Annotated in this window: 18 protein-coding genes; 12 read left to right on the plus strand and 6 right to left on the minus strand. The window is 64.9% G+C overall.

Going from position 1 to position 13,760, the window contains the following annotated elements; all coding sequences use genetic code 11:
* Positions 1-26: 26 nt before the first annotated feature.
* The 5 genes from ACZ1JV_RS12815 to ACZ1JV_RS12835 all read right to left on the minus strand — a co-directional run bounded on the left by ACZ1JV_RS12815 (position 27) and on the right by ACZ1JV_RS12835 (position 2,274).
* Positions 27-317 carry a hypothetical protein gene (locus ACZ1JV_RS12815; protein ID WP_465137463.1) on the minus strand — a complete coding sequence of 97 codons (291 nt, stop codon included), beginning with the start codon at positions 315-317 and terminating at the stop codon, positions 27-29.
* Positions 314-613, minus strand: coding sequence for a hypothetical protein (locus tag ACZ1JV_RS12820; protein WP_465151845.1), 300 nt, complete (start codon positions 611-613; stop codon positions 314-316). Before ACZ1JV_RS12820 ends, ACZ1JV_RS12815 begins: the two co-directional genes overlap by 4 nt.
* Positions 614-639: 26 nt before the next feature.
* A complete protein-coding gene (locus ACZ1JV_RS12825; RefSeq protein WP_465151846.1) occupies positions 640-1,065 on the minus strand; it encodes a PspC domain-containing protein in 426 nt (141 codons plus the stop codon).
* Positions 1,066-1,183: 118 nt separating this feature from the next.
* Positions 1,184-2,077 carry a phage shock protein PspA gene (gene pspA / locus ACZ1JV_RS12830; RefSeq protein ID WP_465137466.1) on the minus strand — a complete coding sequence of 298 codons (894 nt, stop codon included), beginning with the start codon at positions 2,075-2,077 and terminating at the stop codon, positions 1,184-1,186.
* Positions 2,074-2,274 carry a hypothetical protein gene (locus tag ACZ1JV_RS12835; RefSeq protein WP_465137467.1) on the minus strand — a complete coding sequence of 67 codons (201 nt, stop codon included), beginning with the start codon at positions 2,272-2,274 and terminating at the stop codon, positions 2,074-2,076. The genes pspA and ACZ1JV_RS12835 overlap by 4 nt, the downstream gene beginning before the upstream one ends.
* Positions 2,275-2,435: 161 nt before the next feature.
* On the opposite strand from ACZ1JV_RS12835, the gene pspF reads away from it, so the two are divergent.
* From pspF to ACZ1JV_RS12890, 11 genes are all read left to right on the plus strand, one after another.
* Positions 2,436-3,509 carry a phage shock protein operon transcriptional activator gene (gene pspF, locus ACZ1JV_RS12840; protein ID WP_465151847.1) on the plus strand — a complete coding sequence of 358 codons (1,074 nt, stop codon included), beginning with the start codon at positions 2,436-2,438 and terminating at the stop codon, positions 3,507-3,509.
* A 265-nt stretch (positions 3,510-3,774) separates the two neighbouring features.
* A complete protein-coding gene (locus ACZ1JV_RS12845) occupies positions 3,775-4,290 on the plus strand; it encodes a LuxR C-terminal-related transcriptional regulator (RefSeq protein WP_465137469.1) in 516 nt (171 codons plus the stop codon).
* An 88-nt stretch (positions 4,291-4,378) separates the two neighbouring features.
* Positions 4,379-4,708, plus strand: coding sequence for a hypothetical protein (locus ACZ1JV_RS12850; protein WP_395330999.1), 330 nt, complete (start codon positions 4,379-4,381; stop codon positions 4,706-4,708).
* Positions 4,709-4,728: 20 nt separating this feature from the next.
* On the plus strand, positions 4,729-5,232 hold the full coding sequence (locus tag ACZ1JV_RS12855; RefSeq protein WP_465137470.1) for a hypothetical protein: 504 nt from the start codon (positions 4,729-4,731) through the stop codon (positions 5,230-5,232).
* Positions 5,233-5,264: 32 nt separating this feature from the next.
* On the plus strand, positions 5,265-5,591 hold the full coding sequence (locus tag ACZ1JV_RS12860; RefSeq protein WP_465137471.1) for a JAB domain-containing protein: 327 nt from the start codon (positions 5,265-5,267) through the stop codon (positions 5,589-5,591).
* Between the two features lie 578 nt (positions 5,592-6,169).
* The gene (gene rimP, locus ACZ1JV_RS12865; protein ID WP_465151848.1) at positions 6,170-6,730 is read left to right on the plus strand and encodes a ribosome maturation protein RimP; all 561 of its coding nucleotides are present in this window, start codon (positions 6,170-6,172) and stop codon (positions 6,728-6,730) included.
* Between the two features lie 3 nt (positions 6,731-6,733).
* Complete coding sequence (nusA, locus tag ACZ1JV_RS12870; RefSeq protein ID WP_465137473.1) at positions 6,734-8,365, plus strand: transcription termination factor NusA; 1,632 nt, start codon at positions 6,734-6,736, stop codon at positions 8,363-8,365.
* Positions 8,346-9,074: a DUF448 domain-containing protein gene (locus ACZ1JV_RS12875; RefSeq protein ID WP_465151849.1), complete on the plus strand. Its 729-nt coding sequence runs from the start codon at positions 8,346-8,348 to the stop codon at positions 9,072-9,074. The genes nusA and ACZ1JV_RS12875 overlap by 20 nt, the downstream gene beginning before the upstream one ends.
* A 23-nt stretch (positions 9,075-9,097) precedes the next feature.
* On the plus strand, positions 9,098-11,878 hold the full coding sequence (gene infB, locus ACZ1JV_RS12880) for a translation initiation factor IF-2 (protein WP_465151850.1): 2,781 nt from the start codon (positions 9,098-9,100) through the stop codon (positions 11,876-11,878).
* Between the two features lie 238 nt (positions 11,879-12,116).
* Positions 12,117-12,278 (plus strand): hypothetical protein, encoded by a 162-nt coding sequence (locus ACZ1JV_RS12885; RefSeq protein WP_465151851.1) that lies wholly within the window; start codon positions 12,117-12,119, stop codon positions 12,276-12,278.
* Positions 12,275-12,808 (plus strand): DUF1697 domain-containing protein, encoded by a 534-nt coding sequence (locus tag ACZ1JV_RS12890; protein WP_465151852.1) that lies wholly within the window; start codon positions 12,275-12,277, stop codon positions 12,806-12,808. The genes ACZ1JV_RS12885 and ACZ1JV_RS12890 overlap by 4 nt, the downstream gene beginning before the upstream one ends.
* Before the next feature lie 62 nt (positions 12,809-12,870).
* Here ACZ1JV_RS12890 and ACZ1JV_RS12895 read toward each other — a convergent pair whose 3' ends face one another.
* Positions 12,871-13,206: an RcnB family protein gene (locus ACZ1JV_RS12895; protein ID WP_465151853.1), complete on the minus strand. Its 336-nt coding sequence runs from the start codon at positions 13,204-13,206 to the stop codon at positions 12,871-12,873.
* A 111-nt stretch (positions 13,207-13,317) separates the two neighbouring features.
* On the opposite strand from ACZ1JV_RS12895, the gene rbfA reads away from it, so the two are divergent.
* The gene (gene rbfA / locus ACZ1JV_RS12900) at positions 13,318-13,734 is read left to right on the plus strand and encodes a 30S ribosome-binding factor RbfA (RefSeq protein WP_465137479.1); all 417 of its coding nucleotides are present in this window, start codon (positions 13,318-13,320) and stop codon (positions 13,732-13,734) included.
* Positions 13,735-13,760 lie beyond the last annotated feature (26 nt).

A 13,760-nucleotide genomic window follows, 5' to 3' on the forward strand; every position in this document is an offset into this window, starting at 1 on the left:
AGGGTGGAGTCCTTAAGTGGAATGGTTCAGTTCGCGCGCGGATCGGTATCGCGCAGCGTTTCGATCTGGCGGGCGGTGTCCCAGGCGCCGTCGGTGACGATGGTTTCCAGCGCGCGCAGGCGGTTTTCCATTTCGGCATTGTGCGTCGCGTATTGCGCGGCCTTTTCGGCGGCGGTCTTCGCGGCGATGCCGGCGGTCAGTTCCAGCTTGCGCTCCAGATAGGCAAGGCGGCGCTTGTAAACGCCTGCCAGGATCGCGACGATGGCGATCATTGCGCCCATCACGGCCGCAAGGCCCATGACGTCTCCGAAGCTCACTGGCGGGTTTCCTTCTCGCTGGTGGTTTCCTCCACCGCGCGCTGATCGCCCAAACGCGTATCACGGAGCGCCTCGATCTGCAGCGCGGTGTCATAGCCGCCATCGGTGATGATGCGTTCCAGCACGCGCACGCGTTCTTCCAGCTCGCGCGAGTTGGACGCGTATTGGGCGGCCTTCTCGGCAGTCGCCTTGATCTGCAGTTCGGCCATCTTGTGCTGGTGGCGCGTCCAGATCGCGATACCGCCGACGATGAACGGGGCCAGCGGGATGAGGAGGGCGATAGAGCCGTTGTCCATGATGTCTTGTCCCGGTTCTTCGGCGATCAGCGCAGGCTGTCGATTTCGGCGGCGAGGCGCGAATTGCTGCTCTTGTAGTGCTCTTCCATCTCGGCGACGCGGCGGTCGATATCCGAAATGTCCGAACGCAAGCGGGTGGAGCGGCGATCGGTGCCGAAGCCGCCCAGGCCGAGCCCGCGGTCAAGGCCGCGCCCCTGGCGCACCCGGCGGCGTTCCATGCGGCGCAGCAGGCGATCCTCCTCTTCCTCCGAATAGATGTACATCGGCTTCTTGTCGGCCAGCCAGGCCAGCGCGATGTAGATCGGGATCGTCAGATAGAAGCCGAAGCAGGTGAGCAGCACGGCGGCAAGGCGCACCCAGAAAGCGTCGACCCCGGTGTATTCGGCGATCCCGGCGCAGACGCCGGAAACCTTGGCGTTCGACTTGTCGATATAGAAATGTCCGCGTGACACTGTCGTTTCCTTCCCCTGAAACTGTTGGAGGCGAGGGGCCTCCGCTCCCGGTCACACGCCCCGTGGAAGGGGCCGGGCGGCGCGCACATGCCGGGAGGCCAGGCGCGCGCCGACAGGATTAGAACTGGTCGCCTTCCGGGGTCTTGGTTGCCGGGGCGGCAGCGGCGGGGGCAGGCGTGCCCATCGCGCGCTTCATCTCGGCAAGTTCGGCCTCGATCGTGTCGCCATCGGCAAGAGCGGCGATCTCTTCGGCGAGCGTCGGCTGGCGCTTGTCGGCCAGGCTCATCGCCTCGGCGCGGCCTTCGGCATAGTCGACGCGGCGTTCGAGCTGTTCGAAGCGCACTAGCGCCTCGTCCACCCGCTCGTTCGACAGCAAGGTGCGCAGTTTGACGCGATTTTCGGCGCTCTGCAAGCGGGCGGCAATCGAAGACTGGCGGCTGCGGGCTTCGCGCAGGCGGCTCTGCAGCTTCTCGATGTCTTCCTCATAGGCGCGCAGCGCATCGTCGAGCACGGCGATCTCGGCATTGAGCTGTTCGCCCATGTCGGCGGCCTTCTTCTTTTCCAGAAGCGCGGCGCGGGCCAGATCCTCGCGGTTCTTGCTGAGCGCCAGCTGCGCCTTGTCGCCCCAGTCGGCCTGCAGCTTGTCCAGCTTGCCGACGTGGCGGCGCAGTTCCTTCTGGTCCGCAATGGTCCGCGCGCTGCTGGTGCGCACTTCCACCAGCGTCTCTTCCATCTCGAGGATGATCAGGCGGATCATCTTGGCCGGATCCTCGGCCTTGTCGAGCATGTCGTTGAAGTTGGCGGCGATGATGTCGCGGGTGCGGGAGAAGATACCCATCGTGGTCATTCCTTTGGTGCTGGCCGTACCGAAGCTGGAGAACTGGCGGGGGCGCGCCGCGCCTTCGAAGCCCAGGGTGGACGGATCGAAGGGGCGGGCGCGGCCTGCGAAGCCCTGGCCGGTGCCGTTAGCAGAAGTCTGGAGAATTTCGATCTCCGCGTCGAGCCTGCTCATTGCAGATGTGCTCCCGTGCAGACGGGGGCGGCGGCATAGGCCTTGGTCGCGAACTGGTCGCTCATCGCGACAAGGTTCAGCGTGCCCATCGCCAGGATGCTGATGAGGATCGCCCAGTCGAGCTTGCTGCGAACCGGGGCGCGGCCGGCGGAGAGGCCGGAGGCGCTGTTGGCTGCGGGAGCTTCATGGAACGGCATGGCATCGGTCCTTCGGTTGGTATTCGGTGTGATTGACCAATGCTCCGCAAGGGGTGTGCCAAATTGCACGAATGGCGGAATTGCGCGATTTCAGCGGTTTGGCGGAACCGCGCTCGAAATATGAATTGCCAATGAATGGGAAATTACGCTAATATTTGGGAATGGAGCGCGAAGTCCAATTCATCGGGCAATCGAGTCCCTTTCTCGACGCGGTTGAGCGGGCCAGCCGCGCCGCTGCCGTCCGCCGTCCGGTGCTCGTCATCGGCGAGCGGGGCACCGGCAAGGAACTGATCGCCCAGCGCCTGCACCACCTTTCGCCGCGCTGGGGGGAGCCGCTGATCACGCTCAATTGCGCGGCGCTGCCGGAAACGCTGATCGAGGCCGAACTCTTCGGGCACGAGGCGGGCGCTTTCACCGGTGCGGTGCGGGCCAGGGCAGGGCGGTTCGAGGAGGCCGATCGCGGCACGCTGTTCCTCGACGAACTCGGCACCTTGTCCATGGCCGCGCAGGAGCGGCTGCTGCGGGTGATCGAATATGGTGAAGTGGCCCGGATCGGCGCCTCTCGCCCGGTGCAGGTGGATGTGCGCATCGTCGGCGCCACCAATGCCGATCTTCCGCGCATGGTGGAGGAAGGCGCTTTCCGCGCCGACTTGCTGGACCGGCTGAGCTTCGAGGTGATCAACCTGCCGCCGCTGCGCGCGCGGGAAGGGGACGTGTTCGAACTGGCCGACTATTACGGCCGGCGCATGGCAAGCGAACTGGAATGGGATCGCTGGCCGGGCTTCTCGGCGGAGGCCATGGCGGCGCTGGAGGCGCACGACTGGCCGGGCAACGTGCGCGAATTGCGCAATGTGGTGGAGCGGGCGGTCTATCGCTGGGGATTTGCCGAGGAGCCGATCGGGCGAATCGTCTTCGATCCGTTCGATTATCCGTGGCGCAAGGCGTCGGAGTCCAAATCGGTGCCGGCTGGGGCTCCGGCTGCGATGGCAGCGGCTTCGATTCCTGCGGCAGCCGATAACGACGATCCGCTTGCCGGTGGCAGTCTGCGCGCGGCGGTGGATGGTTTCGAGCGGCGGCTGATGACCGAAGTGCTGCAGCGGCATCGCTGGAACCAGCGCCGTGCCGCCGCCGCGCTGGGGCTGACCTACGACCAGTTGCGCCATGCGATGAAGCGGCATTGCCTGTCTGCGGCTTCGGGGCTTCCCGATTCTGTCTCGATCGATGTTGTGCGATGATTCGAATCACCGCACTTCGAATCGGCGGGGCGGATGTGCGATGTGCCCGCTCACAACCCGCGCAATCGTTTTTCCGGCAGCCTTTGCGGCCGACGATTCGAAATATCGTCCTGAAAATGCAGTGCCGTAAACGCCGTGATTGTCGAAAGTCTGCGGGTGCCGACTTCAATTCGACAAGAAATTTTGCTTTAGGGGCTGCTCGCGCAGCGGGCTGGTTTGTTATAGTCCTTGCCAGTTGTTGTTTTAGAGGGCCGGCGTGTACCACGTGACCGACATTGCACAGGCCAGGGCCATGCTGGACAGCCTGACCGACAAGCAAGTCGAGGTTCTCGACCGGCTTGTGCTGCATCGCACGACCAAGGAGATCGCGCGAGAGCTGGCGATCGCCCCGAATACCGTCGATCAGCGCATTACCGGCGTGCGCGACAAGTGGGGCACGATCAACCGCAAGGACACCGCCCGCCTCTACGGTCGGCTGGTGGAGCTATGTGGCAAACCCCCATATGAGTTTTCCCGTGTCGACGATCGGGCCGAGCAGACGGAAGAAGTCGATCAGGACCTGCCGGTCGATCCGGTCTTCGTTCTCTCGGATGCACGCCCCTTGGTCGGGCATTCGGAATGGGCGGAGATGCGACCTTCGGCAATGGCAGGCCTGGAGGCTTTCGATGCGAAGTTCGGCCGTGCCGGGCGCTTGGTCGCAGTGATCGCCCTGGCATTGATGATGGCGCTGACACTGGCTGCAGCACTCTCCATCGCCGATGCCCTGGGGCGTTTGATCTAGCGGCGCGCCGGTCCGGTTTATCGCTGCGAAGCCTTCGGTCCGCACTCAGCGCATCCCGCAGATCGGGGCGCAACAGGGAATCGAAGCGATGACACCAGAAATTGCCGGCCTGCGCATTACCCGTAGCATCCGTTCGGTTGAGGACGACATGGACGAACTGCTGGCCAAGGCCGGCGAGCTGCTGGCGGAAATCGCCCGCGCCCGTGTCGCCACCGAAGAGGCCGCCCGTCTGGTGCACCAGCCGATGGCCCGCGTCGCCAACGTGCAGCGCACGCTGATGGATGCCCGCCTTGAACTGGTGAAGGCGCACCGCGACCTGACGAAGGTTGCCGAAACTATGGACATTCCGATCCGTTGCCCCGATCAGGCTCGTGTGGCCGATGAACCGGCGACGGCGGAGGCAGCAATCGCTGCGTGATCCCAGCGGAGGGAGCAGGCGTGATCAATACCGAACAGGTGGTGTTCTTCCTGCTCCTGATCGTCTCGATCGGGCTGGCGCTTTGGAAGGGCGGTGCTCCCGAAAGGTGGGGCGCCGTCGTCCTTCTGGCCATGCTCGGCATCGAAGCTCTGGCGGAAGTTGTGCTTCCCAGCGGCTTCAGGCGGGTCGATCCCTTCTCGCTGCTCACCGATCTTGTCGGCACGCTGGGCTTCGGCTGGCTTGCCATCCAGGCGCTTAGGATCTGGCCGCTATGGGCAACCTCCCTGCAACTGCTGAGCCTGAGCGCACATTTTGCGCGATGGGCGGACCTGGGCATCCCGCCGCTGGTCTACGCAGTGATGCGTGGAACGCCCACGGCCTTCGCGCTGCTGGCGTTGATCTTCGGGACGATACTCCACCTGCGCCGGCAGCGTCGCCATGGCAGCGATCGCTCCTGGCAGGATTGGTCCCGGGATACTGCCGGGTCAGACCCCTTTCGCGCCAGCTTCTCGAGACACTGGTAATCCAGCTGGGCCGCCTTGGCCGCGAGATTCTGGTGGAATTGCCTTTCGACCGCGACGGTCGGCTTGCCGGAGAGGCGGTGTGCATCACCGGCGGCGTCGATTCGATCAGCGGCAGTTACCGGATGCTTGTCCAGCGCGCGTTGGAACGCGACGCGGTGGGCATCGTACTTGCGCATAACCATCCTTCCGGCAGCCACCGGCCTAGCAGGGCCGATGTGCTCGCGACCAGACAACTGGCGGCGGTGTGTCGGGCGGTAGACCTGGAATTGTTCGACCATCTGGTGATCGGCGGGCGCAGCGTTGCGAGTATGCGCCATGCCGGACTGATCGCGGGAACGGCACAAGCCCAGCCTGCCTGATCGGTCCGTTCGTATCACCGACGACGAGGTTCGGCGGCACTCCCTCCGCTGTCGAACGCAGGCCGGGTGGGCCCCACCCCCCCCACACTATCCCGCCCGGCCTGCACTGTTTTTGTGACCGGGCGGTCTGGCAAAACGGGCATCCGCCCGTTTTGCGCGGCACCAGCCCGAGTCTTTGTTGGGTGCGCCTTCGACATCCGTCGAAGGCTTGCGGCACCAGCCCACTCCCCCACCCGACCGCCCACGAGTGTATCCTGATGGGTGGTCGGGTGGGGGAGTGGGCTGGTGCCGCTTCCGGACGTCAGTCCGGATAAAAGACTCTGTTGCGAGCGTTCGGCAGATGTCAGAGAGGCACCCGACTAAATATTCGTCGTCATGCATATTCGTGCGGCAGGCGGTTCGAGCACCATCGAACTCTCGCGCGGGACCCCTTGCCTTTTTCCGGCAATGCGCTTATCTGCGCCTCATCCCGACATTGGTGAAACAAGGTTCGGGCTGGCGCCGGAAGGGGCCGGCGCGAAACTGCGTTGCTCCAGTGTTCGGTTGCACAGACACGAATCGATTCGGAAGGACAGGGCTTGGCCGACATCGCACGCATTACCGAAGTCATCGAACCGGAGGTCACCGCCCTCGGCTTCGATCTCGTGCGCGTGCGGATTTTCGGCAAGAGCGAAGTGGGCGACGATGAGATCGCGCTGCAGATCATGGCCGAAAATCCGGCGACGGGCCAGCTCGTGATCGAAGACTGCGTGAAGCTCTCGCACCGCATTTCCGATCGCATGGACGCGCTTGAAGAAGCCGGCGACGTGCTGATCGAGGAAGCCTATCGTCTCGAAGTCAGCTCGCCCGGCATCGATCGTCCGCTGACCCGCCCGAAGGACTTTGCCAACTGGGCCGGCCATGAGGTCAAGGTGAACCTGACGGAGCCGGTGGACGGCAACCGCAAGGGGCTGACCGGTGAACTCGTCGGCATCGACGGCGATCAGGTCACGGTCGATGACAAGAAATCCGGCCGGGTCTCGTTCCCGCTGGGCAATATTCATTCCGCAAGGCTGGTCCTGACGGACAAGCTGATCGCCGCAACCCGCCCGCTGGATGTCAGCGGGGCCGACGAGATCGTCGAGGAACAGGAAGACTAAGCCATGGCCAGTGCGATTTCCGCCAACCGCGCCGAGCTGCTTGCAATCGCGAATTCCGTCGCTTCGGAGAAGATGATCGACAAGTCGATCGTCATCGAGGCGATGGAGGAAGCCATCCAGAAGTCGGCCCGTAACCGTTACGGCGCCGAGAACGACATTCGCGCCAAGCTCGATCCGCGGACCGGCGACCTGCGCCTGTGGCGCGTCGTCGAGGTGGTCGAGCATGTTGAGGACTACTTCAAGCAAGTCGATCTCAAGCAGGCCGAAAAGCTGCAGAAGGGCGCCGCGATCGGCGACTTCATCGTCGACCCGCTGCCCCCGGTGGACCTCGGCCGCATCGATGCGCAGTCGGCCAAGCAGGTGATCTTCCAGAAGGTCCGCGATGCCGAGCGTGACCGTCAGTACGAAGAATTCAAGGACCGCGTGGGTGAGATCATCACCGGCGTGATCAAGTCGGTCGAATTCGGCCACGTGATCGTCAACCTCGGCCGCGCCGAGGGCGTGATCCGCCGCGATCAGCAGATCCCCCGCGAAGCCGCCCGCGTCGGTGAGCGCGTGCGGGCGCTGGTCCTGCGCGTGGAGCGCCAGAACCGCGGTCCGCAGATCTTCCTCAGCCGTGCGCATCCGGACTTCATGAAGAAGCTGTTCGCGCAGGAAGTGCCCGAAATCTACGACGGCGTGATCGAGATCAAGGCCGCTGCCCGCGATCCGGGCTCGCGCGCGAAGATCGGCGTGATCAGCCACGATCACTCGATCGACCCGGTCGGCGCCTGCGTCGGCATGAAGGGCAGCCGCGTGCAGGCCGTCGTGCAGGAAATGCAGGGCGAGAAGATCGACATCATTCCCTGGAGCGAAGACACCGCGACGTTCGTGGTCAACGCGCTGCAGCCCGCGACCGTCAGCCGCGTCGTCATCGACGAGGAAGAAAGCCGCATCGAAGTCGTCGTGCCCGATGACCAGCTTTCGCTGGCGATCGGCCGTCGCGGCCAGAACGTGCGCCTTGCCTCGCAGCTGACCGGCTCGCAGATCGACATCATGACCGAGGCCGAAGCCTCGGAGAAGCGCCAGAAGGAATTCACCGAGCGCTCGAAGATGTTCGAGGAAGAGCTGGACGTCGACGAAACGCTTTCGCAGCTGCTGGTGGCCGAAGGCTTCAGCGAACTGGAAGAAGTCGCCTACATCGATCTGGCCGAACTGGCCGCGATCGAAGGCTTCGACGAGGAACTGGGTGAAGAACTCCAGAGCCGCGCCCAGGAAGCGCTTGAGCGCCGCGAGGAAGCGAGCCGCGAGGAACGCCGTGGCCTTGGCGTCGAGGACGCACTGGCCGAACTGCCGCACCTGACCGAAGCGATGTTGGTCGTGCTCGGCAAGGCCGGGATCAAGACGCTCGACGATCTGGCGGACCTCGCCACCGACGAGCTGATCGCCAAGAAGCGCACCGAACAGCGTCGCCGCGACGGTTCGGTGAACAAGCGCGCCCGCGACGAAGACAAGGGCGGCGTGCTCGGCGAATACGGCCTGAACGAAGAACAGGGCAACGAGATCATCATGGCTGCTCGTGCCCACTGGTTCGATGACGAACCCGAAGCCGGCCAGCAAACTGAGGAGGCCGCCGATGCGGAATCCTCGCAATGAGCGCGTAAGCTCCGACATCGACGGCTCCGGCCCGGAGAGGACCTGCATCCTCTCCGGCGAGACCGGTGCGCGTGAAGACTTCATCCGTCTGGCTATTTCGCCGGACGGTCTGGTCCTTCCCGACGTCCACGCGCGTGCCCCCGGGCGCGGCGCGTGGATCGGCGTTTCGCGCACGACCCTTGAAAATGCCCTGACGAAGGGCAAATTAAAGGGAGCGATGGCGCGCGCTTATAAAGGCGCGACACTCACCATTCCGGACGACCTTGCCGACAGGATCGAACAGGCGCTGATTCGCGCGCTGACCGACCGGCTGGGCCTCGAACTGAAATCGGGCAGGTTGCTCATGGGCTCGGACCGCATCGCGCAGAACGCGCGTGAGGGCCGGGTCACGTGGCTTGCCCATTCCGCCGATGCGAGCGAAGACGGCTCGCGCAAGCTCGACCAGGCCTGGAGAGTCGGGAGCGAGGCGGAAGGAAGCGGTCTCAAGGGCACACGCTTGCCACTGGACCGGGAGACGCTGTCTGTGGCATTGGGCCGCGACAACGTCGTTCACCTGGCGCTCAACGATCGCGGCTCGGCCAACCGAGTCGCGGCGCAGTTGCAGCGCCTCCTGCATTTCCAGGGGCAACCCCACGCCGATCAGGCCGGGGGTGGTATGGATGATCGCGACGGGCCGGCACATGCTGCCGCGCCCGCGACGACGAATTGAGACCGAAGGGCAAAACGAGAGATATGAGCGAGACCGACAACAAACCGACCCTGGGCCGCAAGCCGCTTGGGCTTAAGCGCTCGGTGGAGACGGGTGAGGTCAAGCAGACCTTCAGCCACGGCCGCACCAACAAGGTGGTGGTCGAGGTGAAGCGTAAGAAGCTGATCGGCAAGCCCGGGTCCGAAGGCGCCGTCGAAGGTGGGCACGAGCAGGCCGCTCCGGCGCCGCAGGCTGCGCCCGCACCGCAGGCCGCCGCGCCCGCGCCGCAGCGCGCTGCTCCGCCGCCGCCCGCGCCCAAGCCGACGATCATCCCCGGCGAAACCCCGCAGGAGCGCGTTGCCCGCCTCCAGCGCGAGGCCGAGGCTGCCCGTTTTGCCGCGCTTGAAGAAGCCAACCGCCGCGAGCAGGAAGAAAAGCTGCGCGCGATCGAGGAAGAAAAGCGCCGCGCCGACGACAATCGCGCCCAGGAAAGCAAGCGCGCCGAGGAAGAAGCTGCCAAGGCCCGCGCGGCCGAGGAAGCGGCTGCCGCACCGGCCGAACCGGCTTCGGCGCCCGCGGCCCAACCCGAAGCTGCCGCCGCTGAACCGGTCGCGGCCGAGCCTGCCGCTGCGGAACCCGCTGCCGCGCCGGTCGCCAAGGCGCCCGTCGCTGCCCCGACCCCTGCTCCGGCCGCTGCGCCTGCGCCGGCCGCTGCCGCCGCTCCGGCCCCCGCGCCGCGCCGCTTCACCCCGGTCCAGCGTCCCGAACCGGTGCGCCGTCCGGAAGCCGCTGCCAGCAGCAACAACGCCGGTGCCTCGGCCCCTTCGTCCAGCGCGCCCAAGGCTCCGGCCGGCGCCAAGAAGAGTGCCGCTCCGCCGCCCGCCCGCCCCAATGCCGATCGCGACCGCAAGGGCGGCGATCGTCGCCAGTCGGGCAAGCTCACGGTCAACCGTGCGCTGAACGACGACGAGGGCGCACGCGCCCGTTCGCTGGCCGCGCTGAAGCGTGCCCGCGAGAAGGAGCGCCGCGCGCACTTCTCCGGCCACAACCAGCAGCGTGAAAAGCAGGTCCGCGACGTGATCGTCCCCGAGGCGATCACTGTGCAGGAACTGGCGAACCGCATGGCCGAAAAGGGCGCCGACCTGGTGAAGGCGATGTTCAAGATGGGCATGATGGTCACCGTCAACCAGACGATCGACCAGGATACCGCCGAACTGCTCGTCACCGAATTCGGTCACAACATCCAGCGCGTTTCGGAAAGCGATGTCGACATCGATACCTCGACCGACGTCGATGCACCCGAAACCCTGAAGCCGCGTCCGCCCGTCGTCGCCATCATGGGCCACGTCGATCACGGCAAGACCTCGCTGCTCGATGCCCTGCGCGGCACCGACGTGGTGAAGGGCGAAGCCGGCGGCATCACGCAGCACATGGGCGCCTATCAGATCAAGACCAAGGGCGGCGATCTCGTCACCTTCCTTGATACGCCGGGCCACGCCGCCTTCACGCAGATGCGTATGCGCGGTGCCAACGTGACCGACATCGTGATCCTGGTGGTTGCGGCCGACGACGGCATCATGCCGCAGACGATCGAAGCCATCAATCACACCAAGGCTGCCGGCGTTCCCATGATCGTGGCCATCAACAAGATGGACAAGCACGAAGCCAATCCCCAGCGCGTGCGTGAGCGCCTGCTGGAGCATGAGATCGTCGTGGAAGCCATGTCGGGCGACGTGCAGGACGTGGAAGTCTCGGCCAAGACCGGTGCCGGTCTGGACGAACTGATCGAGAAGATCCTGCTCCAGGCCGAACTGATGGAACTGAAGGCCAACCCCGACCGCGAAGCCGAGGCGACCGTGATCGAGGCCAAGCTGGACAAGGGCAAGGGCCCGCTGGCGACCGTGCTGGTGAACCGCGGCACGCTGAAGGTCGGCGACATCCTCGTCGTCGGCACCGAAAGCGGCCGCGTGCGCGCCATGCTGGACGACAAGGGCCGTCAGGTGAAGGCGGCTCCGCCTTCGATGCCGGTGGAAGTCCTGGGTATCGGCGGCGTGCCGATGGCCGGTGACAAGCTGACCGTCGTCGAAAGCGAACAGCGTGCCCGCGAGGTTTCGGCCTACCGTCAGGAACAGGCGACCGCCAAGCGTACCGCCATGGCACCCGCCAGCCTCGACACGATGTTCTCGGCACTGGCTGCCAAGCAGAACGTCATCGAGTACCCGGTGGTGGTCAAGGCGGACGTGCAGGGTTCCGTCGAAGCGATCAACGCGGCGCTGCACAACCTCTCGAACGACGAGATCAAGGTTCGCATCCTCAACTCGGGCGTCGGTGCCATCACCGAATCCGACGTTGCGCTGGCTTCTGCCTCGGGTGCGCCGATCGTGGGCTTCAACGTCCGCCCGAACGCCAAGGCGCGCGAGCAGATCGAGAAGACCAAGACGCCGATGATGTACTACGACGTCATCTACGAGCTGACCGCAGAGGTCGCGAAGCAGATGGCCGGTATCTGGGGCCCCGAACGGATCGAAACCGTCGTCGGCCGCGCCGAAGTCAAGCAGGTCTTCCCGGCCGGCAAGCGCGACAAGGCGGCAGGCCTGCTGGTGGTCGAAGGCTTCATCCGCAAGGGTCTCAGCGCCCGTCTCACCCGCAACGACGTCATCGTTTCGGCAACGACGATCTCCTCGCTGCGCCGGTTCAAGGACGACGTGGACGAAGTGCGCGCCGGTCTGGAATGCGGCGTGGTGCTGGCCGACACGAACGACATCAAGGCGGGCGACCACCTGGAAGTCTTCGAAGTCAGCCACCGCGAGCGTACGCTGGGCTGATAGCAGGCGCCCGTTTCGTGCGGGCGCCGGCCGAAAGGTCAAGTACGGCCATCGTCGGGCGAAAAGCCCGGCGGTGGCCGTCGCCGTTTCGGAGCAGGACGGACTTTCGTGCATGCATTGATCGACGAAGCGGCAACGCGCGCCGGTTGCGACTGCCGGGGGACGATGGCGTCGCTCAGTATTTGCGGTGTTTGCTTTTTCGGAGCGCTGCGGTAGCGGCTTGCCCGAAGAGGGGGCTATGGGCGGTCAGGAACCAAACGACGAAACGATCCAGCGCCGCTCGGAAGATGCGAATCTGGCGCGGGGCTGTCTGGGTGAAACGGCGTTCGAAGTGATCGGATGCTTCTGGATTCTGGCCGGTTTGACGCTGCTGCCAATGGGACTGATGATACTGCGATGACTCGCTACTGCGCCTTTTTCGAATCGCTGACCGTTCGCGGCGATCGCCTGTCGATGGCGGACTTGCGCTATGCCTTCGACCGTGAGGAACTGGAGAATGCCGAAACGGTGATCTCCAGCGGCAATGTCCTGTTCGATTACGAGGCTCGGCCGAGCGAGGGGCTGGAGGATCTGCTGGCCTACCTGATGCGCGATCGTTTCGACCTGACCGCCTTCGTGGCCGTGCGCACGCGCGAGGAGATCCGCGCGGCGGTGGAGGAAAACCCGTTTGCGGGAGAGAGCGGGGACAGCTTCGTCCACACCGTGCTGCTGGAAAAGCAGCCGACCCAGCAGCAGTTCGACCGGCTCGTCGCCGATCACGGCCCGCATGGGGGCGAGCGTCTGGCGTTGGGGACGCGGTGCCTGTTCGTCGATTACGCGCGGCCGCCGGCGGAAAGCCTGCTGACGGGTGAGTTCATGGCGAAACGGCTTGGCTGTCGGGGCACGGTGCGCAACGTACGCTCGCTGGCGCGGATTCTCGCCAAGATGTAAAAAAAAGGGCGACGCTCCGCCAAGCGCGCCGCCCTTTCTCGATTTTCAGATCCGCTGAGTGATCAGTGGAACATGTTCATGGTAATGGCAGCGACGATGCCGCTGGTGATGCCGACCAGCAGCAGGTCATTGCCCGAACGCACGTAGTGATAGCCGCGCGGCGGCGCCTTCACGTTGCGATACTTGCGGTAATCGACCGTCTGGTAGTTCGTGGCGCGGCTGCGGTCGAACTTCTCGCCCTTCTGGAAGCGATGCGGGCTGGGGGCCGGCTTCTTGCTGGGGCCGTGATTCTGCTGCGCATGTCCCTGCTGCGGATGGCCCTGTTGGGCGAGAGCGGGCGCCGCGAAAGCAGGCACGACAAGCGTGGCGGCGAGCAGGGTGGCGGTAAACTTGCGCATTCTTTCAGCTCCTTGAAGCGTGGGGGGAACCCTGCCTTAACCAAAGGGCGGATGAATGGTGCCATAATCAATTGTTGCAAATTGTCGCGTCTGGCCCACATGGGGATCATCATGTCCCGTCAGCAGATCACTCCCGAGCAGCAATCCGTCCGCCTTCTCAAGGTGGGTGAGCAGGTGCGCCACGTCATTTCCGAGATTCTCACGCGCCAGCAAGTGCACGATGCCACGCTGACTGCGCACTCGGTTTCCGTCACCGAAGTGCGCATGTCGCCGGATCTGCGCCAGGCCACGGTCTATGTGAAGCCGCTGCTGGGCGAGGATGAGGAGGCCGTGCTGAAGGCGCTGCGCACCAATACCGCGTTCTTCCAGCGCGAGGTGGCCCAGCGTCTGAAGCTGAGGTTCGCGGCCAAGATCCGCTTCCGCTCCGACGAGACGTTCGACGAGGCAGGCCGCATCGACGCGCTGCTCAACGATCCGCGCGTGAAGCGCGATCTCGACGATCAGGATATCGATCTGACCGACGACTGATCTGACGGTCAATGAATATGCGGGCG

The sequence above is a fragment of the Novosphingobium sp. BL-S-19 genome (assembly GCF_055521675.1).